Origin of the sequence: Flavobacterium sp. LC2016-13 (genome assembly GCF_009707955.1) — a bacterium.
In the GTDB taxonomy this organism is placed as follows: domain Bacteria; phylum Bacteroidota; class Bacteroidia; order Flavobacteriales; family Flavobacteriaceae; genus Flavobacterium.
Genome location: NZ_WMDQ01000011.1, coordinates 40,965 through 67,382 on the forward strand (window position 1 = coordinate 40,965; position 26,418 = coordinate 67,382).

The 26,418-nt window shown below is 35.7% G+C and carries 22 protein-coding genes and 1 pseudogene; 17 read left to right on the forward strand and 6 right to left on the reverse strand.

The window, feature by feature from the left end; genetic code table 11:
• Positions 1–326 precede the first annotated feature (326 nt).
• The 17 genes from GKZ86_RS19920 to GKZ86_RS20000 all read left to right on the forward strand — a co-directional run bounded on the left by GKZ86_RS19920 (position 327) and on the right by GKZ86_RS20000 (position 20,343).
• A complete protein-coding gene (locus GKZ86_RS19920) occupies positions 327–623 on the forward strand; it encodes a hypothetical protein (protein ID WP_228526629.1) in 297 nt (98 codons plus the stop codon).
• A gap of 275 nt (positions 624–898) precedes the next feature.
• The gene (locus GKZ86_RS19925; RefSeq protein WP_228526630.1) at positions 899–1,294 is read left to right on the forward strand and encodes a hypothetical protein; all 396 of its coding nucleotides are present in this window, start codon (positions 899–901) and stop codon (positions 1,292–1,294) included.
• Between the two features lie 23 nt (positions 1,295–1,317).
• Positions 1,318–1,503 carry a hypothetical protein gene (locus GKZ86_RS19930; RefSeq protein WP_154784813.1) on the forward strand — a complete coding sequence of 62 codons (186 nt, stop codon included), beginning with the start codon at positions 1,318–1,320 and terminating at the stop codon, positions 1,501–1,503.
• A 56-nt stretch (positions 1,504–1,559) separates the two neighbouring features.
• On the forward strand, positions 1,560–2,243 hold the full coding sequence (locus tag GKZ86_RS19935) for a HupE/UreJ family protein (RefSeq protein WP_154784814.1): 684 nt from the start codon (positions 1,560–1,562) through the stop codon (positions 2,241–2,243).
• An 11-nt stretch (positions 2,244–2,254) separates the two neighbouring features.
• Complete coding sequence (locus GKZ86_RS19940; protein WP_154784815.1) at positions 2,255–2,878, forward strand: hypothetical protein; 624 nt, start codon at positions 2,255–2,257, stop codon at positions 2,876–2,878.
• 30 nt (positions 2,879–2,908) lie between these two features.
• Entirely contained in the window at positions 2,909–6,037 is a 3,129-nt protein-coding gene (locus tag GKZ86_RS19945) for an efflux RND transporter permease subunit (protein ID WP_194632598.1), read from the forward strand.
• A 7-nt stretch (positions 6,038–6,044) separates the two neighbouring features.
• Positions 6,045–7,337 carry a hemolysin family protein gene (locus GKZ86_RS19950; protein WP_154784816.1) on the forward strand — a complete coding sequence of 431 codons (1,293 nt, stop codon included), beginning with the start codon at positions 6,045–6,047 and terminating at the stop codon, positions 7,335–7,337.
• Positions 7,338–7,339: 2 nt separating this feature from the next.
• Positions 7,340–8,545 (forward strand): TolC family protein, encoded by a 1,206-nt coding sequence (locus GKZ86_RS19955; RefSeq protein ID WP_154784817.1) that lies wholly within the window; start codon positions 7,340–7,342, stop codon positions 8,543–8,545.
• A 12-nt stretch (positions 8,546–8,557) separates the two neighbouring features.
• Positions 8,558–10,396 (forward strand): cation-translocating P-type ATPase, encoded by a 1,839-nt coding sequence (locus GKZ86_RS19960; RefSeq protein ID WP_154784818.1) that lies wholly within the window; start codon positions 8,558–8,560, stop codon positions 10,394–10,396.
• 144 nt (positions 10,397–10,540) lie between these two features.
• Positions 10,541–11,644, forward strand: coding sequence for an efflux RND transporter periplasmic adaptor subunit (locus GKZ86_RS19965; RefSeq protein ID WP_370456777.1), 1,104 nt, complete (start codon positions 10,541–10,543; stop codon positions 11,642–11,644).
• Between the two features lie 141 nt (positions 11,645–11,785).
• On the forward strand, positions 11,786–12,178 hold the full coding sequence (locus GKZ86_RS19970; protein WP_154784820.1) for a hypothetical protein: 393 nt from the start codon (positions 11,786–11,788) through the stop codon (positions 12,176–12,178).
• Positions 12,179–12,251: 73 nt separating this feature from the next.
• Entirely contained in the window at positions 12,252–13,406 is a 1,155-nt protein-coding gene (locus tag GKZ86_RS19975; protein WP_154784821.1) for an efflux RND transporter periplasmic adaptor subunit, read from the forward strand.
• 11 nt (positions 13,407–13,417) lie between these two features.
• Complete coding sequence (locus tag GKZ86_RS19980) at positions 13,418–16,576, forward strand: efflux RND transporter permease subunit (protein ID WP_154784822.1); 3,159 nt, start codon at positions 13,418–13,420, stop codon at positions 16,574–16,576.
• Positions 16,577–16,579: 3 nt separating this feature from the next.
• Positions 16,580–18,013 (forward strand): TolC family protein, encoded by a 1,434-nt coding sequence (locus tag GKZ86_RS19985; protein WP_154784823.1) that lies wholly within the window; start codon positions 16,580–16,582, stop codon positions 18,011–18,013.
• 37 nt (positions 18,014–18,050) lie between these two features.
• Positions 18,051–19,325: a hemolysin family protein gene (locus tag GKZ86_RS19990; RefSeq protein ID WP_154784824.1), complete on the forward strand. Its 1,275-nt coding sequence runs from the start codon at positions 18,051–18,053 to the stop codon at positions 19,323–19,325.
• 99 nt (positions 19,326–19,424) lie between these two features.
• Positions 19,425–19,604 carry a hypothetical protein gene (locus tag GKZ86_RS19995; RefSeq protein WP_154784825.1) on the forward strand — a complete coding sequence of 60 codons (180 nt, stop codon included), beginning with the start codon at positions 19,425–19,427 and terminating at the stop codon, positions 19,602–19,604.
• A 43-nt stretch (positions 19,605–19,647) separates the two neighbouring features.
• Entirely contained in the window at positions 19,648–20,343 is a 696-nt protein-coding gene (locus tag GKZ86_RS20000) for a chromate resistance protein ChrB domain-containing protein (protein ID WP_154784826.1), read from the forward strand.
• On the opposite strand, the pseudogene GKZ86_RS20005 reads toward GKZ86_RS20000, so the two are convergent.
• The 6 genes and pseudogenes from GKZ86_RS20005 to GKZ86_RS20030 all read right to left on the reverse strand — a co-directional run bounded on the left by GKZ86_RS20005 (position 20,340) and on the right by GKZ86_RS20030 (position 26,355).
• Positions 20,340–21,514: pseudogene (locus GKZ86_RS20005) on the reverse strand (IS3 family transposase). The gene GKZ86_RS20000 and the pseudogene GKZ86_RS20005 overlap by 4 nt on opposite strands.
• Before the next feature lie 252 nt (positions 21,515–21,766).
• On the reverse strand, positions 21,767–22,642 hold the full coding sequence (locus GKZ86_RS20010) for a diacylglycerol kinase family protein (RefSeq protein ID WP_154784827.1): 876 nt from the start codon (positions 22,640–22,642) through the stop codon (positions 21,767–21,769).
• A gap of 136 nt (positions 22,643–22,778) precedes the next feature.
• Positions 22,779–23,372 carry a nicotinate (nicotinamide) nucleotide adenylyltransferase gene (gene nadD, locus GKZ86_RS20015; RefSeq protein WP_154784828.1) on the reverse strand — a complete coding sequence of 198 codons (594 nt, stop codon included), beginning with the start codon at positions 23,370–23,372 and terminating at the stop codon, positions 22,779–22,781.
• Between the two features lie 366 nt (positions 23,373–23,738).
• On the reverse strand, positions 23,739–24,461 hold the full coding sequence (locus GKZ86_RS20020; protein WP_154784829.1) for a 4'-phosphopantetheinyl transferase superfamily protein: 723 nt from the start codon (positions 24,459–24,461) through the stop codon (positions 23,739–23,741).
• Positions 24,458–25,648 carry an NAD(P)/FAD-dependent oxidoreductase gene (locus GKZ86_RS20025; protein ID WP_154784830.1) on the reverse strand — a complete coding sequence of 397 codons (1,191 nt, stop codon included), beginning with the start codon at positions 25,646–25,648 and terminating at the stop codon, positions 24,458–24,460. Before GKZ86_RS20025 ends, GKZ86_RS20020 begins: the two co-directional genes overlap by 4 nt.
• The gene (locus GKZ86_RS20030; RefSeq protein WP_165769839.1) at positions 25,648–26,355 is read right to left on the reverse strand and encodes an MBL fold metallo-hydrolase; all 708 of its coding nucleotides are present in this window, start codon (positions 26,353–26,355) and stop codon (positions 25,648–25,650) included. The genes GKZ86_RS20025 and GKZ86_RS20030 overlap by 1 nt, the downstream gene beginning before the upstream one ends.
• Between the last annotated feature and the right edge of the window lie 63 nt (positions 26,356–26,418).

Genomic DNA, 26,418 nt, shown 5'->3' on the forward strand with positions numbered 1-26,418 from the left:
GAAACTGGGGGACTTTTTTTATGGTTAAGTATTCTCAAAAAAAAAGCAATACGCACCAGACAAAACTAAATACCGTTCACCTTAAACCTTACAGATTAAAAGCCTGCCTATTCTTATTTTAAAATTTAGTATTGTAAAATCTGATAGCACATTAAAAAAACACCACTAAAATTAACTTCTCAAAAATAAATTTATCCTAAAAGTTAAATTAAAAACTTTATTTATATATTTGTTACGTGTTAAGAAAAACAATTGCCATATCATTACTTGTAGTATTCCTGTGTACCAACACAGAAATAGGGCAATTATTGAAATTAGCTAACTTAATGGAGCATTTCAAAGAACACAGCAAGGATGGTATTGCTTCTTCATTTGCTGATTTTATTGATTTTCACTACCACAATACAGAAAAACATTCCGAGAAAGGTAAAGAAAACCATCAAAACCTGCCTTTCAAAACCATTAATCCTAATGTGAATACCGTACTTGCTTTTGAAAACGAAACTATGTTTTCTCTTAGCAAGCCCAATATTATCTCTACAAAAAGAACTGTGCCTTTTCATAAGGAATTTTACATTTCTACTGTTTTTGCCTCTATATGGCTCCCTCCTAAATTGAGTTAATCTATTTTATTTTTAAGTTCTGATTAGTGCTTGCTATTAAAAAAGCAATCCTGATTTCTTATTTTAAAATATACTTTGTTGTTTCCACAGCAAAATGATACTGCGTATCAACAATCTACTTATTTTTTTCATCAAAGTCTAACTGGATTTTAGGTTATAGCTTAAAATCTTTAAGAGCTCTCGTTGAGGCGTTTTGATGTATCCTGCAAGTAATTCAATAACTATTTAACCCGGAATCCCAAATGCAAAAAATAAAATCTATTGCTATTGGCCTTATGCTGCTAATAGCCGGAGCAACAACTTCTAATGCTCAACAAAAGGAAAACAATACTCAAGGACCTCATAATGGTTTAGTGCAAAATGCTGGAGAATATAAAATCGAAATGGTGGAAAGAGAACATAACTGCAGCTTTTACATACTGGATTCTAAAGGCAAAACGATTTCCAATAAAGGAGTGACAGGAACTGTAAGTTTTGAATTTTTCAACAAAACCAAAGCAGACAACCCTATATCCCCTGATGTTAACAATTCTTTGTTTGTAGATGTCCCAAAGGCAAATGTCTATACCCATTGTACCCTTAACGCAGTTGTAAAAGGAAAAACCATTACTGCCAGATTTAAAAACACACAGGTTTCCCAGCAGGATATCAACCACGGTCACCAACATTAATCCCTATTTAAACAAACACTATTATGAAACATATTTTAGCCATTGCATGCTTTACTTTACTGACAATCTCCTGTAATAAAAAAACAACAGAAGAACATCAGCACTCTTCAGAATCCGAAGCTCCTACAATAAGTAAAGACAGTATCAGCAAAGATACCATCAGTACAGAACAGGAAAAAACAGATGCAGCCCACGGGCACACTCACTAAAGATCAAGTTTGTTTCCCGTATGTATTATTGTACGGGAAACATTAAAAATACAACTATGAACTCAAAAAAAATTATACTGCTCCTCATCCTGCTTTTAGTGGGAGTCAATACACTCTTCGCCCATGGTGTTGATGAAAACACACAAACATTCCTAACAGGAAATGACGGAGCAGCCTTCGGTCCGTTCTTATACATCGGGGCCAAACATATGCTTACAGGCTATGATCATATCCTTTTTCTAATTGGTGTTCTTTTTTTCCTCTACCGCCCAAAGGAAGTACTGCTATATGTCAGCTTTTTTACCATTGGACATAGTATAACACTCCTATTAGGAGTGATGTGTGACATCGCTATCAATGCCTATTTAATCGATGCCATTATTGCTTTGTCGATTATCTATAAAGGCTTCGATAATTTAGGAGGTTTCCAGAGATTCTTTGGCAAACAGCCCAATGCAAAAGCCGCCGTGCTGATTTTTGGATTATTCCACGGCCTGGGACTTGCCAGTAAACTGCAGGATTTCAAATTTGATAAAGAAGGATTGTTTACCAATTTGCTTGGATTCAATATAGGGGTAGAAATCGGTCAGTTTATTGCCTTGACTTTTGTACTGATCCTCATCACGATATGGCGCAGATATCCCAGCTTCGTACGATTTTCAACCCTAACCAATACAATGCTTATCGCGGCCGGATTTGTCTTATTAGGCTTTCAGTTAACCGGTTATTTTACATCTTAAAAAAACAAACAATGTCAGAAATAAATCATCAAATAGTAGAAAAGAAAGAAATTATCAAAGCAGTTGCATTTGCCATTATACTGGCAGCAGTTATTTTAGTAACTGCTGTTCTTCCTGCTGAATACGGGATCGATCCGGCAGGAACAGGAAAATTATTTGGTTTCAATAAACTTTACGTTCCTCAAGAGGCTGATCAGGATCTTGCAAGTACGCCCCAGCAATCCTTCCCACTTATTAAAATGGAAAAAGCAGGCTCAGGTCCAGAGGTTAAAAGACCCATTGAAGCCGATAATCCGCCTGCTGCAAAACAATATGACCAAAGAGAAGATATAGTGGAAGTACTGGTTCCTGCAGGAAAAGGGATTGAATATAAGACCTATATGCTCAAAGGCGGAATGATGAAATATGAATGGACAACTGATAAAGGAACCCTATATTTGGATTTTCATGGCGAAGTAAACCAAAAGCATGCGCCCAGTGATGTCTATTTCGAGAGTTATACTTTGGCATATGCCAATAATATGGTGGGTACATTTTATGCCCCTTTTGAAGGAAAACATGGCTGGTATTTTAAAAATAACGATACCAGGGATATCAAAGTTACGCTAAAGCTAAAAGGAGAATATTCAATATAATTATTGAGCACCTGCTAAACTTAAAAAAATATGCTAAACAAAATCATAGAATTTTCGATAAAAAATAAGCTTATCATAGGCCTCTTTATCTTTGTTCTTATCGGCTATGGCAGCTATCAATTTACAAAACTGCCCATTGATGCCGTGCCCGACATTACCGACAATCAGGTACAGGTCATTACATCAGCCCCATCATTGGGTGCTACTGATATTGAACGTCTCATTACCTTTCCCATTGAACAGTCCAACAGCAATATTCCCGGACTAAAGGAAATACGTAGTTTCTCCCGCTTTGGGTTATCTGTTGTTACCATTGTCTTTGATGATGCAACAGATGTTTACTGGGCAAGACAGCAGGTAACCGAAAGGCTGAGCGCGGTTAAAGACCAGATCCCAAAAGGAATTGGAGAACCTTTTCTGGCACCCGTTACTACAGGTCTTGGTGAAATTTACCAATATATGGTCAAGACCAAGCCAGGTTATGAAAAAAAATATGATATCACAGAACTCAGGACCATTCAGGACTGGATTGTGCGCCGTCAGCTTTTAAGTGTAGAGGGCGTGGCAGAAGTCAGCAGCTTTGGAGGAAAACTAAAGCAGTTTGAAATTGCCATTGATCCCAATAAACTGCAGTCTTACAACATTACCATAAGCGATGTGTTTACAGCTCTGGAGAAAAACAATGAAAACACGGGAGGCGCCTATATTGAAAAAGGCCCGAAAGTTTTGTACATCCGAAGCGAAGGTCTTATCGGCACTATCGATAATATTAAAGATATTGCCATTAAAAGCACCAATACCGGCGGTCCCTTGTTTATCCGTGATGTAGCCGATGTGAGAATCGGAAGTGCCATCCGATACGGAGCGATGACCTACAACGGAAAAGGCGAAGTTGCCGGAGCTGTTGTAATGATGCTTAAAGGCGCCAACAGCAATATTGTCATTAAAAATATCAAACAAAGAATAGAACAGATTCAAAAAACATTGCCCGAGGGAGTCGTTGTTGAACCCTTTTTGGATCGTACCAAAATGGTAAACAATTCCATCTCAACGGTAGAAAAGAACTTGCTCGAGGGGGCTCTTATTGTCCTTTTTGTACTGATCTTCTTTTTAGGAAATATCAGGGCCGGATTAATTGTTGCCTCGGTTATCCCTATGGCTATGCTTATCGCTGTTATCTTGATGAACCTCTTTGGGGTCAGCGGAAATTTGATGAGCCTTGGTGCCTTAGATTTTGGATTAATTGTCGATGGTGCTGTTATTATTGTCGAAGCCTGTCTCTTTAGCCTGCACAGTCGTAAAAGCAACAAGGTTTCACAACAGGATATGGATACTACCGTGCTAAAGACCTCCATAAAAATGCGTAATGTGTCGGTTTTTGGAGAACTTATCATTTTGATTGTCTACATTCCAATCTTTACCCTTCGCGGCATTGAAGGCAAAATGTTCCTTCCGATGGCACAAACTATAGCTTTTGCCCTTTTTGGCGCTTTTATATTGTCCCTTACCTATGTGCCAATGATGACTGCTTTATTTTTAAGCAAAAATATAAGCCATAAAAAAAACTTCTCTGATCGAATGATGGAGAAATTAGAGAATTTTTACCAGCCGCTCCTAAGCAAGGCTTTAGCAATTCCAAGAACGATCATTACCATAACATTATCTTTATTTGTCCTGGCACTAATCACGCTTTCTTTTATGGGTGGAGAATTTATGCCCTCATTGGAAGAAGGAGATTTTGCAGTAGAGACCAGGGTTTTACCCGGCAGTAACCTGCAGACTTCCATGACAGCGATCTCTCAGGGCTCGAAAATCCTTTTGGAGAAATTCCCTGAGGTAGAAAAAATAGTAGGTAAAACCGGAAGCAGTGAAGTACCTACCGACCCAATGCCGATTGATGCCAGTGATATGATGGTCATACTCAAGGATAAAAGTGAGTGGACATCAGCCTCCACTTTTGAGGAACTCTCCGAAAAAATGGCCAAAGAACTTGAAGCAGTACCGGGTGTTTCCTATGGCTTTCAATATCCAGTACAAATGCGTTTCAATGAGCTTATGACGGGGGCCAGACAGGATGTTGTCTGTAAAATCTTTGGAGAAGACCTTGATACTTTGGCGCTATATGCTAATAAAATGGGTAAAATTGTAAATACGGTAAAAGGTACCTCTGATTTGTATGTAGAAACCGTTACCGGGATGCCTCAGGTCGTTATTGATTACGATCGCGCCGCAATTGCACAATACAATTTAAACATTGAGGATATCAATCGAATCGTAAATACCGCATTTGCAGGACAAAGCACAGGAGTGGTGTACGAAGGAGAAAAACGCTTTGATCTTGTGGTACGTCTGGAAGGTGAAAAGCGACAGGATCTGGCAGATGTTCAGAACCTTCTGATTCCCATACCAAATGGAACACAGATTCCTTTATCACAATTGGCAAAAGTAGCAATAACAGAAGGGCCAAACCAAATACAAAGAGAAGATGCCAAACGGAGAATCGTAGTGGGTTTCAACGTCCGTGGACGCGATGTGCAGAGCATCGTTAAAGAATTGCAAAACAAAGTCAATACACAAATTAAATTTCCTGCTGGTTACTACCCTACTTATGGAGGAGCATTTGAAAATTTAAATGAAGCCAAAACCCGTTTGATGATTGCTGTACCGGTTTCCCTGGCCTTAATTTTCCTTTTACTCTACTTTGCTTTTAAATCCGTAAAACAGGGCTTGCTGATTTATTCTGCTATCCCCCTATCCGCCATTGGAGGAATTTTCTTTTTAGCCCTTAGAGGAATGCCCTTTAGTATTAGCGCCGGAGTTGGATTTATTGCCTTATTTGGTGTAGCGGTTTTAAATGGTTTAGTCTTAATTGCAGAGTTCAACAGCATCCGAAAATCAGGTGAAACAGATTTAAATAAAATCGTATTACAGGGAACCAGAATACGATTGAGACCTGTACTGATGACTGCCTTGGTAGCTTCATTAGGATTCCTGCCTATGGCACTGAGCAATAGTTCGGGTGCAGAGGTACAAAAGCCTTTAGCCACTGTAGTCATTGGAGGGCTTTTAATTGCAACTTTCCTGACCTTATTTGTGCTGCCTATCCTTTACATTATGTTCGAAAAAGGAATTAACTTTAAATCAAATAAACTTAAATAGGACCATAATGGATATTTTCATAACATTACTGTTGGTTTTTCTTAATGGCTTTTTTGTGGCAGCTGAATTTGCAATTGTAAAAGTTCGTTTATCACAAGTGGAATTACAAGCAAAATTAGGCAACAAAAGCGCTGTTTTATCCAAACACATCCTGCACAATCTAAACGGTTATCTTGCAGCAACACAGCTTGGGATAACCCTGGCAAGTCTTGGACTGGGATGGGTTGGAGAACCTGTTGTTTCAAAATTGATTCTGCAATTTGTTGATTTGATCGGATTGGAACTCAGTCCTGAATACGCCCATAAAATTGCCATACCAACAGCATTTGCACTGATTACAGTCTTGCATATCGTCTTCGGGGAATTAGCCCCTAAGTCTATAGCCATTCAAAAATCAGAACAGACGACACTCTTTATCGCCTATCCGCTTCAGTTCTTTTATCTCATATTTAGGCCTTTTATATGGCTGCTCAACGGAATTGCAAACACAATACTTAAAATCTTTGGTATTGATGCTTCCCATGGCTCGGAAGCCCATAGCAGTGATGAACTAAAGTACTTAGTCAAACAAGGAAAAGAAGACGGGGTAATTGAAGAAATGGACTATGATATTATCAACAATGCTTTTGATTTTTCCGGGCGAACCGTTAGACAAATAATCGTGTCCAGAACAAACGTAATTTCTATTGACATCGATAATTTTGATGATGCTGAACTGGACCGGGTAATTGATCAGGGGTTTTCCCGCATACCATGCTATGAAACAAATATTGACAATATCATCGGTGTAGTCTACCTAAAAGATCTTCTGCTAAAAGCTAAAAAGAATCAGCCCATTATAATCGCAGAAATGATGCGCCCTGTGCTTTTTGTTCCGTCTTCGAGAAAAATCGGCTCTCTTTTAAAAGAGTTTCAGCTAAAACACATCCAATTGGCCGTTGTTGTAAACGAATATGGCGGTACGCAGGGCATTGTCACCCTTGAGGATATAATTGAAGAGTTAGTAGGTGAAATACAGGACGAGACAGACGATGAAACAGCTAATGTGATTAAAAAAGAAAACAATGTTTATGAAGTACTCGCTTCAACACATTTAAATGATATCAACGATGATCTGCCGCATCCTATAAAAAATGATGGGGAAAATGAAACCTTAGCAGGGGTACTCAATAGCAAGTTCAAAAGAATACCAGATGTCAAGGACAAAATAACATTTGATGATTATGAATTCACTATTCTCAAGAAGGTAAAACATTCGATAATTCTCGTACAATTACGGGATCTAACTAAAATAAAGTAAAAATGAAAAGCATATCTATAATTGCCTCATTTTGTTTTTTCATGACTATTTCCGGCAATGCCCAGCAACAAATATCCATTGATAAGGCTCTTGAAACAGCATTACAGAACAACGTAAAAGCAAAAAACGCAAAGCTCAATTCTGACTATCTTCAAAAAATGACCAGGACAGGGTATGATATTTCCAACACTGGCATAGTGGGAGAATACGGCCAGTTTAATACCAATATGAACGATATCAAAATTGGTGTTTCCCAAAGCATTAAATTCCCTACAATCTACAAAAGGCAAAAACAGCTTTTGATCGAGCAGGCCAAAACCGGAGAGTGGAACCAAGCCCTATTAAAAAAAGAAATAACCAAAGATGTTACTACTGTATTCTATGAAATGGTTTATCTCAAAGAAAAAGAAAAACTCCTGCTTAAAAGCGATAGTATCTATTCTGAATTCCTGAGAAAATCAACCCTGCGTTTTAATAAAGGGGAAAGTAATATTTTAGAAAAATCAACCGCCGAGAACCAATCCGGGCAAATACAGGTTCAACTGCAGGAACTGCAAAATGATTTTAAAATGCTTCAGATACAATTTAAGTATTTACTGAATCAGGACACTGATTTTGTACCGGTATCCAATACATTTAAAATGGAATTACAGGATAATTTAGACCAAAATACCCTTGATAACCAGCCTATCATTAAAATGAAACAGCAGGAAATAACTATCAATAAAGCCGAAATTTCATTGGAAAAATCAAAAAAACTGCCCGAACTTATCGGAGGCGTTTACTGGCAGACCTTCAAAACCAATACAGCTTTCCAGGACAGCTATAACGGCGTTTACGGCCAGTTTGGTGTGGCCTTTCCTTTATTTAACTCGTCGATTGCAAACAGGCAAAAAGCACTGGAAACAAGCACGGAGATTACTCAAAACAATCTGGAGTTCGAAAAACTAAAATTGCAAAATCGTTATCAGGAACTGCTTTTGGAATACAAAAAAAATAAAGAAACTACCCTGTATTATGAAACCAAAGCATTAAAAAACGTAGATTTAATTACCGATGCGGCTAATAAAAAATTTATCAATGGCGATATTAACTATCTGGAATGGGTAATGCTGATCAATCAAAATACCCAGATTCAAGGCAGCTATATTGAAGCTATTAAAAGCCTCAACAGCAGCATTATTGAAATCAATTCATTAACGAATTAAAAACATTGGATTATGAATTATAGACAAACCTTTTTCTCACGCAAGTTCCTTTGGGAAATTGTACGGATCATTACTGTAGGGATGGCCAGTTTACTGTTTTATCTCGATAGTATCCCGTTGCCAGTTTTAATTATTGCAATGGCTTTTGGACTTTTTTCTCTGGTCAAAACAGCAATACTGGACTTGATTAAAGAAAAAAAAATAGGTACAGAATTGTTTATAACAATTGCTGTTGTTATTTCTATTTTAGGAAAAGAATATCTTGCTGGTGCAGTGGTGCTTATGATCATTCTAATTGCTGAATATATTGCAAGTGCAAGTACAGAAAAAGCCAGATCCTCTATCAAAGAACTTATCGGCTCTGTTCCTAAAACAGCTATAATCAAAAAAAATAATTCCGAATTAATAATCGATATAACAGACCTGAAAATTGGAGATGTCATTTTGGTAAAAGCCGGTGAGAAAATTCCTGTTGATGGAAAAGTAGTCAGCGGATCAGGCTCTGTCAATCAGGCCCCGATAACAGGGGAGAGTTTTCCTCAGGAAAAAAAAGAAGCCGATGATGTTTTTGCCGGAACGATACTCGAACTTGGCGCCCTTGACATTCAAATGACAAAAGCAGGACAGGATACTGTTTTTTCAAGAATTATTGCCTTGGTTGAAGATGCCCAGAGCCAGCAGGCACCTATCGAAAAATTTACCGATAAAGTAGCCTCATGGCTGATTCCTGTGGTATTTATTTTCGTTGGAACCGTATATTTTTTCACCAGGGATGTCAAGCTTGTAATTGCATTATTAATCTTTACTTCTCCAGCTGAGTTAGGTTTGGCAACACCTTTGGTCACCATTTCTGCCATAGCACGTGCTGCGCGGGAAGGAATCTTGGTTAAAGGCGGCTTGTTTCTCGAAGAGCTCGCTAAAGTGACCACTATTGTTTTTGATAAGACCGGAACATTAACCCTGGGAAGTCCGGTAGTCAATAAAATAGAGATCATTGATCCCTCTTACAATGAAAACCAGCTCCTTCAATTTGCAGCCACAGTAGACAGGCGCTCGGGTCATCCCCTGGCTAAAGCCATCTTAAGCCATGCAGACAAGTTAAAGCTTACTTATGGGGAACCCAAAGATTTTCAGGTCATCAAAGGACGTGGTGTTTCGGCCGAAGTAGATAAACAACTGGTGCTCTTAGGCAATAAACCTTTCATGGAAGAAAACAAAATTACATTGCCTGCAACCTCAGAAAATATTGCCGATACTGTCCTTTATCTTTCCATTGAAAATAAGCTCGCAGGGATATTCTATATCTCAGATGCCATACGCGAAGGCGCTAAGGAAATGATTGCCGGACTGAGATCAAGTGGTATAAAAAATATTGTAATGCTCACCGGTGACAATCCCCAAACTGCCCAATATGTTTCCAATCAAATAGGCATTACCGATTACAGGGCAGATTTATTGCCCGAAGATAAGATTAACATTATCAAAGAATTACAGAAAGGTGGTACTAAAGTAGCCATGGTAGGAGATGGAATTAATGATGCTCCCGCTCTGGTTCAGGCCAATATCGGTATTGCAATGGGAGCTATGGGAACAGAGGCAGCAATGGAAGCCGCAGATATTGTACTGATGCAGGACAAATTGGAAAAGATTGCCAAGGCACGTGCCATCAGTAAAAGAGCCTATCGTACCATTCGTGAAAATATTTTTGTGGGTGTAGGTGTCGTTCACGTTATTGGAATTACTTTGGTACTGCTAAAGATAATCGGGCCCGTTGAGGCTGCTGCGATCCATCTCCTCCCCGATACATTAGTTTTTATTAATTCGATAAAACTCCTTAGAGTTAAGATTTAAAACCAGTTTCAAACAACTGGCTTCTGAACATATTAAATAAACAATTCAATTATGAAATCACAAATTCAAAATATAAACGCTGGAAAATCCCAGAAACAGTTCCGAGATAACACGCTGCTAAAGGGAACTAAAGACATACTGCTAATGATGACCCTACTCTTGCTTTTAGCCTCCTGTACAAACAAAAAAGAAGAGTCCCAGAGTGATGCCGCTCCAATAAAAAATACCACTACCCTTACAGATGTCCAGATTAAAAATGCAGGCATACAAACAGGAAAAATGGAACAAAAACAAATCTCATCGACCTTAAAACTAAATGGTAAAATAGATGTACCTCCCCAAAACTTAGTATCGATTAGCGTACCAATGGGAGGTTATCTAAAAAGTACCAAACTATTAGAGGGTATGTTTGTGACCAAAGGTCAGGTATTGTGTGTTGTTGAAGACCAACAGTACATCCAACTCCAGGAAGATTATCTTTTAGCCAAATCAAAAATTGGTTACGCCAAGGCTGAATTTGAAAGACAAAAAGAACTCAATCAAAGTAAAGCCAGCAGTGACAAAGTATACCAGCAAGCCCAAACGGAATACAATTCACTTGTTGTGATGGTACAATCCTATGGGGAAAAATTAAAATTTGCAGGTATAAACCCAAACAGTATATCCGCTAAAAACATATCCAAAAGCGTTAATATTTATTCTCCAATAAGCGGTTATGTATCCAAGGTGAATGTAAATACAGGAAAATATGTAAATCCTAGTGACATCTTATTTGAGATAGTCAATCCATCGGACATTCATTTGGCCTTGACTGTCTTTGAGAAAGATATTAATAAACTAGCTATTGGCCAGTCATTAGTAGCCTACACCAATGCCAATCCCGATAAAAAATATCCATGTAAGATTATCTTGATTGGCAAGGATTTTTCGCAAAACAGAAGTACCGAAATGCATTGTCATTTTACCAATTATGATAAAACACTTCTGCCGGGGATGTACATGAATGCTGTAATTGAACTCAACAGCCAAGAGTCTAATGTTCTGCCATCTGATGCCATCATAAATTTTGAAAACAAAGACTTCGTTTTCATAAACAAAGGCAACAAACAGTTTGAAATGAAAGAAGTCACAGTAGGAAATTCTGAAAATGGGTTTACTGAAATTATGTCAAATGACTTAACCGGGGCGGCTATAGTGACAAAAGGAGCTTATTCTCTATTGATGAAAATGAAAAATATAGAAGAATAAAAATCAACTATTTAAAATGAAATTCTGAATACCAGATCAATTCAGAGTTTCATTTTTTATTGAACAGTTCATTATACTGATAAAACTTTACATTTATTTAATTTGCGGCAGAGCCAAATTGTCATTACTTTTGACCTGTCAATGAAAAAAAACAGCCAGCATAGAATTTATAAAGTGATTTGGGTCATAATGGCCTTACATATCCTGAACTTTAGTGTTGATGCACCTGACGCTCAAGATAATTCTATTGCAGAGGATTTATCCTATAACGAAATTGAAAGTATTGCAGAATGGTTTGCAGAAGATGTGCTGCAGATTGAAGATGCCTTTTCTGAGAAAGATGAAAATGATCAGGACGATTTCAGTTTTACAAAAAAAGCAACAGCATTTGAATTCTGTCAAATGATTTTCAACACTCCATACAAGAATCTTTTCTATCCTGTTGCACAAACTAATAACACCTTTGTAGATTATAAAAGACCTTCTCTTGGTATTCCTTACCTGGAAGTGTTTAATCCTCCACCCGAAGCATAGCTTTTTCTAATTATTTTTTTGTCCGCCCCTATGCGGACTGTATCCACTTATCTTATAATTTAAAAAAAAAAGTATGTTCTGTAAAAAATCAAGACGCAATATTTTTGTCAATATTGCCTTGTCACTTGTTATACCTGTAATCCTGGTAGCTCTTTTCTCTTCTTGTAAAAAGAATCACGAGAGAACAATCACTCAGGAAAAATTTCCTGTGATTAATCCTGTTCAAATTGACACCACTTATAATAAAGAATATGTAGCTGAAATTCAGTCCATCCAAAATGTTGAATTAAGGGCTAAATTCAAAGGATTTATCGACAAAATCTATGTTGATGAGGGGCAAATTGTTCAGGCTGATCAAACCTTATTTACACTAAATAATAGTGAATATAAATTAGAACTGCTAAAAACACAAGCCCAATTAAAATCGATTGTTTCAGATTTAAAATCCGCAGAAGTACAACTTAAAAATACCAAAACATTAGTTGAAAAAAATATTGTATCAAGTTCTGAATTAGTTATGGCGAAATCAAAAATAGAGGCATTACAAGCCAACATAGATGAAGCCAACGCTAATATTGCTACTGCAAAACTCAACTTATCTTTTACCAACATCAAAGCGCCTTTTAGCGGAGTGATTAATAGAATTCCAAATAAATTAGGAACTTTGGTTGAAGAAGGAACCTTGCTGACTACCATTTCTAACAACTCTGCCGTTTTTGCGTATTTCAATGTATCCGAAAAAGAATTTTTGGATTTTAAAGAAAATAATGAAGCCAATAAAAACACTTCGGTTTCCTTGCTTCTTGCCAATAATAAACTTTTGAAACAAAACGGAAAAATTGAAACCATTTTAAGCGAGCTAGATGGCGAAACAGGGACTATTGGATTTAGAGCGCGTTTTTCGAATCCTGATAATTTATTAAAGCACGGTTCCAGTGCTAAAATCGTTTTACCTGTCCCCTTAAAAAACGCCATCCTAATTCCACAAAAAACAACTTTTGAAATACAAGAAAAATTATATGTTTTTGTAGTTGATGCAAACAATAAAGTAGCGCAAAGAGAAATTACCATTTCTTCGAGAATGCCTAATTTATATGTTGTAGCTTCAGGATTAACAGTTAATGATAAAATTATTTACGAGGGCATTCAAAATGTAAAATCAGGAATGAAAATCATTCCTGAGACAAAGTCTTTCCAAGAAGTAATTGCAATATTAACTAACCATTAATCCAGCTAGAAATGACAGTACGTTTTATTCATAGACCCGTTCTATCGATTGTTATATCTGTATTTATAACACTTTTAGGCTTATTGGCTTTGACCCAATTGCCTATGACCTTATTCCCGAGTATTGCCCCGCCAGAGGTTAACGTAACAGTTGAATTTACTGGTGCCAATGCCGAAACCGTAACCAAAGCAGCCATTGTTCCGTTAGAAAGAGCCATCAATGGTGTTCCCGGAATGAAATATATGTCCAGTGATGCTGGTAATGATGGTGTTGGTGTGGTTCAGATTATTTTTGAAGTAGGAACCAATCCTGATATTGCCGCAGTAAATGTGCAAAACCGTGTCGCTGCAGTAATGGGAGAATTACCCGAAGAAGTGATCAAAAACGGGGTTAAAATTGCCAAGGAAGAAAATGCTATGCTGATGTATCTCAACATTTACAGCAACGACCCAAAGGTAGAAGAAAAATTCCTTTACAATTTTGCCGATATTAATATTTTAGCCGATTTGAAAAGGATAAATGGTGTAGGCTATGCTGATATTGTAGGCGCAAAAGAATACGCCATGCGTGTTTGGCTCAAGCCTGACAAAATGCTAAACTACAAAGTTTCTGCCAATGATGTTATTAATGCGTTGCAAGCTCAAAATATAGAAGCAGCACCAGGAAAGGTGGGAGAAAGTTCCGATAAGCCAAATTCAGAATCCCTGCAGTATGTTGTTAAATATACAGGACGTTTTAATACTAAAGAACAATACGAAAACATTCCTATCCGTTCTAGTTCAGGTGGAGAAATTTTAAGAATAAAAGATGTAGCCGATGTCGAATTTGGAACTACTTATTTTGACGTAGAAGCTAAAATTGATGGAAAGCCAACAGCTGCAATTCAATTAAAGCAACTACCGGGTTCCAACGCCAGTGAAGTTATTGCAAAAGTAAAAGCAAGAATGGCGGAACTGAAAGATACTGCCTTTCTTGAAGGAATGGATTATGAAATCAGTTACGATGTATCTCGATTTTTGGATGCTTCGGTTCACGAAGTTATCAAAACATTGTTTGAAGCATTACTACTGGTAGTGTTGGTAGTTTTTATTTTCCTGCAGGACTGGCGCTCTACAATTATCCCAACAATAACAGTGCCTGTTTCACTTGTGGGAACTTTTTTATTCATGCAGATGTTTGGCTTTTCGCTCAACTTAATAACGCTTTTTGCATTGGTGTTAGCCATTGGGATTGTCATAGATGATGCTATTGTTGTTGTAGAAGCCGTACATGCTAAAATGGAAAAAGGATTAGCGCCGTTAAATGCTACTGTTGAAGCGCTGAAAGAGATTAGTGGTGCGATTATAGCCATTACATTGGTTATGGCAGCCGTGTTTGTCCCGGCTGTTTTTATGACCGGGCCGGTAGGAATCTTTTTTAAACAGTTTTCTTTAACCATGGCAATTTCGATTGTGCTTTCCGGAGTCAGCGCCTTAACCTTAACACCTGCCCTTTGTGCGTTAATGCTGAAACCTCACTCACACAAAAAGAAAAAAAATAGTTTAGATCGATTTTTTGATATATTCAATAGTAAGTATAATAGTATAGCTGAGCGCTATCAAAAGATATTGACCGTCATAATAAACAGAAAAACGCTGACTTTAGTTGTTTTACTTGTTTTTTGCGCAGGAATTGGATTGTTTGGAAAAATATTGCCTACCGGATTTATCCCAAATGAAGACCAGGGAACATTTTATGTAAGTGTTACTACACCATCAGGTTCTACTTTAGAGCGAACAAAAGAAGTCGTAAATAAAATTCAAAAGCTCTGTAAAGACATTCCGGCAATAGAATCAATATCAACTTTAGCGGGAACAAATATTCTCTCTGATGGTACAGGTGCAACGTATGGAACTTGTCTTGTAAATTTCAAAAATTGGGATGAAAGGACTCAAACTGTAGAGGATATTATGGCATTGGTTCAGGAAAGAACTAAAAACATCAAAGACGCAAAATTGGAGTTTTTTCCACCACCAGCTGTTCCAGGTTACGGAAATGCAAGTGGATTTGAATTACGACTTTTAGATAAAACTGGTGCAGGCGATTTCAAGAAAATGGAAACTGTTGTGAATCAATTCAAAGCAGATTTACAGGCACGTCCGGAAATAGGTTCCGCATTCTCCATCTTTGATGCCAGCTATCCGCAGTATATGCTCAACATTGATATTGACAAAGCTTCCCAAAAAGGAGTTACAGTTGATGATGCTATGAGCAGTCTGCAAACTTTACTTGGTAGTGAATATGCAACCAACTTTATCAAATTTGGACAAATGTATAAAGTAATGGTGCAGGCGTCGCCAGAATATCGAGCCAAACCTGAAGATATTTTAAAATTATATGTCAAAAATGACAAAGATGAAATGGTACCGCTTTCTGCTTTTATGGAAATAAACAAAATATATGGAGTTGACCAAATTACACGCTATAATATGTATCCTTCTGCCGAGTTAAATGGTGAAGCAAAATCAGGTTACAGCAGTGGTGAAGCCATTAATGCCGTGCAGGAAGTTGCCAAGCAAAAACTACCCAAAGGCTATGCTATTGATTGGGCAGGTATGACAAGAGACGAAGTGCAGTCAGGCAACCAGGCGATTTATATTTTCTTAATCTGTTTATTGTTCGTGTACTTGTTATTAGCTGCTCAATACGAAAGTTTCTTATTGCCCCTGACAGTAATATTTTCATTGCCTGTGGGGATTTTTGGAGCATTTCTTTTCTTATTTCTTTTTGGATTAGAAAACAATATTTATGCCCAGGTTTCCATGATTATGTTAGTGGGGCTCTTGGGTAAAAATGCCATTCTGATTGTAGAATTTGCGGCAATGAAACACAAAGATGGTCTTTCTCCATTTAAAGCCGCAATTGAAGGAGCTGTTGCACGTTTACGCCCTATTTTAATGACTTCTTTTGCCTTCATTGCAGGATTGATTCCGCTTATGATTGCTTCAGGTGCGGGTGCAATTGGAAACAGAACTATTGGTACTGCTGCTTGTGGAGGTATGTTGATAGGAACTGTTTTTGGAATTGTTGTGGTGCCTGGCTTGTACTTCATTTTTGCCACTTTGGCTCAAAAATTTACCCATAAAGGAGAAGCAAAAGAAGATGAAACACCTTTAACAGAAGAAATTTAAATTATGAAAAATTATAAAAATATAGTGGTGTTCTCATTTGTAACTGCTTGCCTTCTGGCAATCAGTTGCAAGACGCCACAAAATACCACTGAAATTAAATCAAAGCCACTTCCTGAAAGTTTTGCGATTTCAAGTATAGACACTAATACTGTTGCTACAAAAAGTTGGAAAACATTTTATACAGACCCGTATCTAATAAAACTTATTGATACTGCTTTAGTAAATAATTACGATGTTTTAATGTCTTTGCAAAAAATAAAAGCAGCCCAGTCTGATGTTTTGTTTAGTAAAGGAGCAATGCTGCCAAATCTTTCAGCTGCTGCTACTGCAGGTGTATCAAGATTTGGGCAATACACCATGGACGGCGCAGGAAATAATGGTACCGAAATTTACAACGGAACTGATATTCCGAAAAACTTGACCGACTATTTCATTGGATTACAAACTTCCTGGGAACTGGATGTCTTTGGAAAACTTAAAAACCAGAAAAAAGCAGCTTTAGCCAGAGTTTTGTCAAGTGAAGCTATGCGAAATGTTGTTACCACAAACCTTATAGCCGAAATTGCAACGAATTATTATGAGTTATTATCACTTGACCAATCCATCAAAATAATTGATAAAAACATTGCAATCCAGGAAAACGCACTTGAAATGGTTGTGATAATGAAAGAAACAGCAGTTAGCAATGAATTAGCAGTAAAACAATTCAGAGCACAATTACTCAATATAAAAGCAATGAAATTTGAGTTACTACAACAAATTACAGAAACCGAAAACAAAATCAATTTTCTTATTGGCAGTTATCCAAAACCGATAGATAGAGAAACCTCTTTTATAGATGCAAATCTGCCTAAAGAAATCAATTTCGGAATTCCGTCAGCATTGTTACAAAATCGCCCTGATATAAAAATGGCTGAATTTGACATGCTGGCTTCAAAAGCCGATGTTAAATCTGCAAAAGCAGCGTTTTACCCCACCTTGAGCATTACAGGAAGTGTTGGTTATCAAGCGTTAAAACCCGATTTGTTATTCAATCCACAATCAGTTGCCTACAATATTCTTGGCGGATTAACTGCACCGTTAATTAATCGTTCAGCGATACGTGCCAGTTTCAATAAAGCCAACGCTTCGCAAATAGATGCGATGTACAATTATCAAAAAACAATTTTAAACGGTTACATTGAAGTCAATAACGAAATGATGAGAATGAATAATTTAAAAGGTAGTTTTGAATTAAAATCTGATGAAAGTAATACACTCAATCAATCTATAGATATTGCAACAGATCTATTTAAATTTGGCAGAGCAAATTATTTAGAAGTCTTAAATGTGCAACAAAATGCACTAGAGGCTGAATTGGATTTAATTGACGTTAAAAAACAGCAATTTCAATCTATCGTTAATATTTACAAAGCAGTAGGTGGCGGTTGGAAATAATATAAATTAGAACAGTTATACATTTAAAAACATAGAAATGGAAATTATAATTATCATCGCATTAATACTGCTCAATGGCGTTTTCTCAATGTCTGAAATGTCATTGGTTTCATCACGAAAATTCAAATTAGAAAGTGCAAGTAAAAAAGGAAGCAAAGGTGCTAAAACCGCCATTGAACTTTCAGAAAATCCAACTAAATTTTTATCAACGGTTCAAATAGGAATTACTTTGATTGGTATTTTATTGGGAGTTTACAGCGGCGAAAACTTAACTACTTCCGTAGAAGTATTCTTTTCACAATTTGAAACGGTAAAACCTTTTGCACATAATATTGCTGTTGGGATAATTGTAATTTCCGTTACTTATGTTTCTATTGTTCTAGGTGAATTGCTGCCTAAAAGATTAGGATTAACTTTTCCAGAATCTATTGCCATTGCACTGGCAAAACCAATGAAAATTTTGTCGATTATTACTTCTCCATTTGTTTGGTTATTGACATCCACCAACAATATTATTTTAAAAATATTAGGTATAAAAAGCTCCATGGAAAGTAAAATAACAGAAGAAGAAATTAGATCTATTATAAAGGAAAGCTCAGAAGGCGGAGAAATTCAGGATATTGAACAGGATATCGTAGAAAGGGTATTCGAGCTAGGCGATAGAAAAGTAAATTCACTTATCACGCACCGCAAGGATATTGTATTTTTTAATGAAACAGATAATCTGTCCGAAATTCGCAGAAAGATCAATCTGGAAAAACACTCTGCATATCCGGTCTGCGTCAATAATAATCTTGATGATATAAAGGGACTTGTTCTTTTAAAGGATTTATTTATCTCCGATCCGGAAGAAGACTTTGATTTGGCACACTACCTTAAACAGCCTATTTTTCTAAATGAAAATACTACAGCATATAGATTATTGGAACAGTTTAAAAAGGAAAAAATGCATTACGCCATAATCATTGATGAATATGGATCTACCGAAGGAATCGTAACGATGGACGACGTCGTGGATGCCTTAGTGGGAGATGCAACTGAAATGGACCAGCAGGAATATAAAATTACGCAAAGAGACGAATCGAGCTGGCTGGTTGATGGTCAATATCCCGTAATCGAATTCCTTAGATATTTTGATATGGAAATTGATGATGATTACAGTACTAAATTTGTAACTATTGCCGGACTGATTATTTACAAATTCAATTCTCTGCCTAATGTTGGCGATAAAATAACCATCGACGGATACGAATTGGAAATCATAGATAAGGATGGACAGCGAATAGACAAAGTATTGATTCATAAAAAATAGTTTCCTATTTTTACATTACTAAAAGGTAAATACCATCTTAAAAACAAAAAATAAATAAGAAAGAAATATAAAATTACACAGCAATAATTTATAGAAGAAATGGAAAGTGCAGCCAATAATATCAATCAAAAATATACACCTCTTTTGGATAGTATCCAAAATGAATTAAAAAATATGAACAACGAATTTGATTCTATTTTAGAAAATTTGGATCAGGAGGTAAAACTAGATTTTGTTTATCAAAGAAACAATGACGATAATTATGGTAGTACTCCATAATGTTTGTTTACAATTGCGCTGGACATAAAAAAGAATACTCAAAATGAAATGGATAACAAGAGAAAGACCTAAAATTGACCGTATCGCCTGTCCGTGGCTGATCAGTAGATTTGTCGACAAAGAAGCTGAATTTATTTACGTGCCTTATAATGAGGTTTTGATAAAAGCAAAAGAGCTCGATGCCACTGCGTTTGATATTCCCGAGGTTGAATTTACGCACTACAATGAGCAGTGTACTTTTGATTACATCATAAAAAAATATAAAATTGATGATCCTGCTGTTTTAATCATAGCAGGAATTGTTCGTGGCGCAGATACGGACAGACACGATATTGCAAAAGAATCTGCCGGGCTTTGGGCCATTTCTGCCGGACTTTCCCATAATATTACGGATGACTATAAACTACTGGAAACCGGAATGATTCTTTATGATTCCTTGTACAGCTGGGCAACTCATTTGTATAAGCAGAACCACCTGCAGAACAGTCCATTTGAGAGTCTGCTACATGAGGTGTACAACAAATTTTTAAGTGACAAGAAATCCAAAAGCAAAAAAACACCTGCGTGGGTCAAGGATTTAAAAAATATGATTCAGGACCAGATAGATACGCAGTTTACATTTGACCTAAAACAAATCTCAAATGATCTTGAGCTTAACCCTTCCTATGTATCAAGGGAGTTTTCCAAATACTTTGAAGATTTAAATGGATATGCAAACAAAAACTGGAGAAAAAGTTAAGCTACATTTTTATAATTAGTTAGTTTATTAAATTCTTCAATTGTTTTATAGTTCAAAGCCGAATGTCTTCTTTTTTTATTGTACCAAATTTCGATGTATTCAAAAATTTCAAGTTCCATCTGTTCTCTAGAAATTAATTTACTTCCATAAACCAATTCCGTTTTTAAAGATTTGAAAAAACTTTCAGCAACCGCATTATCCCAGCAGTCTCCTTTACGGCTCATACTTCTTGTGATACTTTTATAAGAGTCCAATACATCAGCAAATTTTTTATTGGCATATTGGATGCCTCGGTCAGAATGGAATATTAATTCATTTGCAATTGTTCTATTCTTGACTGCCATTTTCCAAGCCATCATTGTAGTTTGTTTTGTACTTAATCCATTGCTTAAACTCCAGCCGACTATCTTTCTGTCAAATAAATCTAAAATGATGGTCAGATATAAAAATCCATCCTTTGTCTGTATATAGGTGATATCTGAAACCCATGCCTTTGCTGGTTCTGTTGCCGTAAATTCTCTTTTCAGGATATTTGGCACAACAAAATGATTATGTTTTGAATTGGTTGTTACTTTGAATTTTTTACTCAATTTACTGTACAATCCTAACTGCTTCATGTATTTAGCTACAGTTATTCTGGATATCTGATATCCTTGGCTTTGGAGTTCCAGAGTAATTCTTGGGCTTCCATATCGCTGTTTAGCATTAAAGTATATTGACGTAATTTCTTCTTTAATCAGAGCAGTCTTCCTCTGTCTTTCTGATAGAATCTGTCGCTTCCAATTATAGTAGCTGCTTGGACTTACTTTTAAAACTTTGCACATCTTTTCAATCGAATATATTTTTTCATGGTCTTTTATGAAAAGATAAATCATCGACCTCCCTTGGAAAAGATGCTTATAGCCTTTTTTAGAATATCACGTTCTAATTCTGTTTCTTTTAATTTTTTTTCAAGCTCATGGATTTTTTCCTGTTCAGGGCTAAGTTTTAATTTTCCTTTCCCAGGAAAACTTCCTGTTCCAAATTCTTGGTAATCCTGACGCCATTTGTAAAGCAAAGGTGCTGTTATTCCAAGTTCCTTCGCTAATTGTGAGATATTATCTCTTTCATAACTTAATTGGACAGCTTTCTCTTTAAAATTGCGGTCATAAGTTTTACGATTCTCTTTCATGCTCTAAAGTTAAGATTTAGTTCTTAACTAGAACTCCATGCTAAGTTAGCACATCCATAAAGATGAAGAGGCTAAATTAACTTCCCTTTTGATGGGGGGCACAGGACAGATTCGCACACAGTCCGCTTTTAATCTTTGTCTGGATTTTGCCACTAAAGGTTCGGATGCCTTGATTCTTAATTAGCTAATGGGGACAGGCAGTTCCTGCCTGTCCTTTTAAATCCTGATTAAACTCAATGATACAATAACTTACTAAGCTATTACAGTCAATGCACTTGGCTTAATACGTACCTGAATAATAGGCTTATTTAAAATATAAATTTCTCCGTCACAATGAATAGAAGTATCCGAATCAATATGTACATCAAACTCTGCCGCACGTAATAAGCTAGTATGGGATGATTGTTTGATTTTTTTACCAAATATATTTCCCAAAATCCTTCGTAACATCAAAAACGGATAAGGTTTAACAGCGATACAATCCAATAAACCATCATTAGATAGTGCGTCAGGAGCTAGATATAAATTATTTCCAACTTTAGATACATTACAAAATGTAATTCTGAAAAATTTGTTTTTTAAACCCAAAAAATCGCATTCAATATCTTTGTAGTTAAAGCAATATTCATAAGTCACTATTCTAATAAAATTCCATATTCCCCGGTTATGTTTTTTCTCATTAAATATCTTGGCGCAATGTGCATCGAAACCAATTCCAGATGCTGTTAGAAAGGGAAGATCATTAATATAACCAACGTCTAATTTTTCTAATCTCTGTTTGTTCAGACCTTCAATAGCCAGTTTTACATCCAATGAAATTCCTAGATGTTTCGCTAATCCATTACCCGAACCTACAGGAATGATTCCTAAAATAATTGAATGACCAATTAATGCCTTTGCTATCTCATTAATGGTACCATCACCGCCTACTGCTACAATAATATCCACAGAAAGTTCTACCGCTTTATTAGCAATATCATAGGCATGGTTTTTGTATTCTGTAAACTTTAAAGAATAATTATATCTTTCTAATGAAATATATTTTGCTATATAATCTGTAAGAGCATTAATATTATTTTTAGTTCCTGAAATTGGGTTAATTATAAACCAAACCTCTTGTTTATTCATAAATCTTGTTTTTAAGTATTATAATTAGTAACTCAAGTTAAGACAAAATTATCCTAACAGTATAGCTTACTAATTGAAGGCAAAAGTATACAGTTCCACTTTTTGGGGGGAAATCAAAAGACTAACTTTTAATTATTTAAATAAAAAACTCATTTGTGTAGATATATTCCTGAACCACAGAAGGAACCAGATAATTAATAGGATGACGATTTTTAATAGCATTTCGGATATAGGTACCTGAAATATCAAGTATCAATGGAACTTCTATAAATTTAACCTTTGGATGCTTTTTAAAATCGCTATCAGGAGTATTATTTTTAGGACTAACATATATTTCATATTTTTCCAATACTTTATTAAAAACATTCCATTTCTTAAATTTTACTAACGCATCTTCACCGATGATTAATTTGAATTCATGCTCTGGAAATTTATCCGACAGTTTATTTAAATTATCAACAATATAACTAGGCTTAAGCATGGTAAATACCGTAGGTGAAGATGATATAAAATCAAAGACCTTTAATCTCGGATTATCTGAAATTGATATATTAATCATTTCTATACGAGCACTTTTTGGTAACGTAGTTTTCTTGCTTCTAAACGGACTTGGAGGTGCCGGGATGAGCCAAACCTCTTCCAGATCAGTTGTATATGCCATCGTATTAGCGATGATTAAATGTCCCATATGAACAGGATTAAATGAACCTAAAAATAAACCGATTTTCATAGATCTCTACAGTTATAAAAAAAATAATCAAAATTTGGACCGTACTAATTTCACCAATGTGAGTAAAATCAACAGTTCGCTTACACAATAGTAATGCTTTTTCTACATTTAAACAAATTGAGAATGATTTTCAGTATTAAAAAATTTAACACTATTTATTTTAGAATTTACTATAGTGTTTTTAAAATTAATACCTGTAAAAAAACAATAATAGTGAGTTTATAAAAAGATACCCAAAGAATAATCAGGAACTTTTTTTATCAGCCATTACTTAAAATTCTAATCTTGTGATCAAAAAAAGTTTAACACTACAAAGCAGCATGACTTTACATCCTTCTCTACCAATAACTTAATTTTTAAAATTGGTCAATATTGAGAGTTATGTAGTTGATCTTTATCCTTTACGTGAAACTCCATAATTAAATCTTTTACTGTTAAAACCGAAACTTTCTCTGGAAACACTCCCTCCTCGGCAACACAAATTGCCATTTTATAATCAGAATCGATGGCATAAAGTTTATAGTACCAAGAACCAATATCATTATTCTTACCAATTATCTGGTTATTTAAGTTTATCTCAAAAGAAACTTCATTAAGCGGAATATACAATCCTTTTCCCATTGCCTTTACATGTGCTTCCTTGAGTACCCATAAATTAAAAAAAGTACTTATCCTTTCCTGCTTACTAAGTAATTCCAATGTTTGTTGTTCTTTGAGCGATAACACACTTTGTAAAATTTTTCGATTGTAATTTATTTTTTCGATATCGATTCCTACCTTCTTTTCAGAACATACACCAACAACCCACTCTCCCGAATGTGAAAGATTAAACTCAAAGTTAAATTCATCTGAAACTTCAGGCTTCCCATACTTATTATATTGATATCCAGAAAAGTATAAGGTGTTTTTAAGATGTTCAGGCAGCATATAATATTGTAGTAAACCAGTTACTGCAGACCGATATTTATCTTCAAACCGAACAAAATTTGAAATTCTTTTTTGTCTTTCTTTTTCCAGAAATGGTATCAGACAATCCAAGTCCTCAATTGTAGCATCCGTTAAACCAATATGAACTGCAAATACCTTCATCGCAACTCGTTATTATCAATTGTAAGTAACCTATGAGCTTCTTTCTTAGCACGTATACAACAATCTTCAATAGCGAGACCTTCCATATAATTGGAAGCTATAAATAATCCCGTTTTAGCAATATCCATTTCTATTCCTGTTAATACTGCCTGATCTTCTAAAGTCATGATTGGTAGCTCTGATCTTCGCTCTTCCAATAACTTGACTTGTTGAGCTTCCACATCAAAAACATTTGCGATAGCCTGTATTTTTTCTTCCTTGGTATATTTTTCTCCTTTAAAATGGAAAACCCAATATTTTTCACCTGAAACTTCATGAAAAATCGCAGAATAAAAAACATCATTAAGACTAAGAATACTTTTCTTACGCTTTCTTAAAGCTGTTTGGTCACTGAAGCCTACCAGCATTGTATCTATCTGAGCTAACTTAAGTCTTTGAAGTTTTTGAGCTAATTTTGGAACTGTATTAACCAGCAATTGTGATGTTATTTCAGACGGACAGGAAAAACAAATATTTAAACTACTCCCCAGTAACTCCTTATCATTCCATATTTGATACATTCCTTGGTCAAAAGTTACCGCCGACACCTTTGTTCCTTCATAACATTGAATATTTGGATTTTCCTTTACAATATCCATAAATTGCTGTAAACCATTTTTTAACACAAATTTTTTGGGAAATTTTTTATCAGCTTTTCGCTCCTTAAACAATAATTCTGCCGGAAACTGATCTGGGTTTTGACACAATATTGCTCTAAACAAATAGTGAAATAACTGTTTATAATTTTTTCCTCCAAATATAGAACTGTAATAACTACTTATCGACTTGTCTCGTTTTGAAACCAAAAACATACGTGGCAACGATAATAACAATGATCCAAAATTAATATTTTTCAAAAGAGTCTGAAACATACCGTTTTTATATCCTTCGAATTTCAAATTAGGCACAGCTTTAAGTTGATCTAACTTTCCATAATACTCCAGAATTTCCAACAATGTTTTGTATTTATAGGTCAATGTATGCCCGCCTAACTCAAAAAAATAATTATTATCCAAAGTTATACTATCGAAGCAACCTCCTAGTTGCCTCTTTTCATAAAGTTTCACTTGGTAACCATTTATTGCGCAATAATGAGCAAAACTAATTCCACTAATACCTCCTCCTACAACTATAATTTCCTTTTTCATTACTTAAAATTAAAAATATTTGTTTGATGCTTTCGCATTCTAATTTTAACAAATTTATCGATATCTTGAATGTGTAAATATATGTTTTTTTTGACAATGTCTTTATAATAGGCACCTGGTTCAATACCATAACAGTGACCTGGATATATCATAGTATCTCCCGATATAAATCGGGTTATAAATTCTAAACTCCTAAACATAGCCTCTGGATCACCTGTAATATCATCGCAAACTCCACACCCTTCAATAAATAAGGTATCCCCTGTTATAATTGCTGATCCTGCATAAAAACACATACTCCCTTCAGTGTGTCCTGGAGTATGCAAAGCAATCACTTCTGCATTGCCTAATTGAATGGGATATACATTGGCATCCCCTGTCCAAAGAGGAGTCAATTCGCAAATACTAAATAATTCTACTGAGGGTGAAAAAGGAAATCTCTTTAAATCCAGTTCATGAATATATATAGGTACTTTGTATTTTTCTGCAAAAGTAACTGCCAAATCAATGTGGTCAAAATGAACATGCGTAATGAGAACATACTTAATTTTAACCTTTTCCTTTTCAATTACGGCAACGATTTTTTCAAGTTGCCAAGCTGGGTCTACTATGGCGGCTTCACTAGTTTCATTATCTACCAGAAGATAACAGTAATTTATCATTACGTCACCCATTTCTACTTTAATTTTATGAACTTCTATTGACATATGCATTGTTTTTTCAGCCTCATCTCTATCCTAATTATCCATCAGAAATTATCACAAAATACA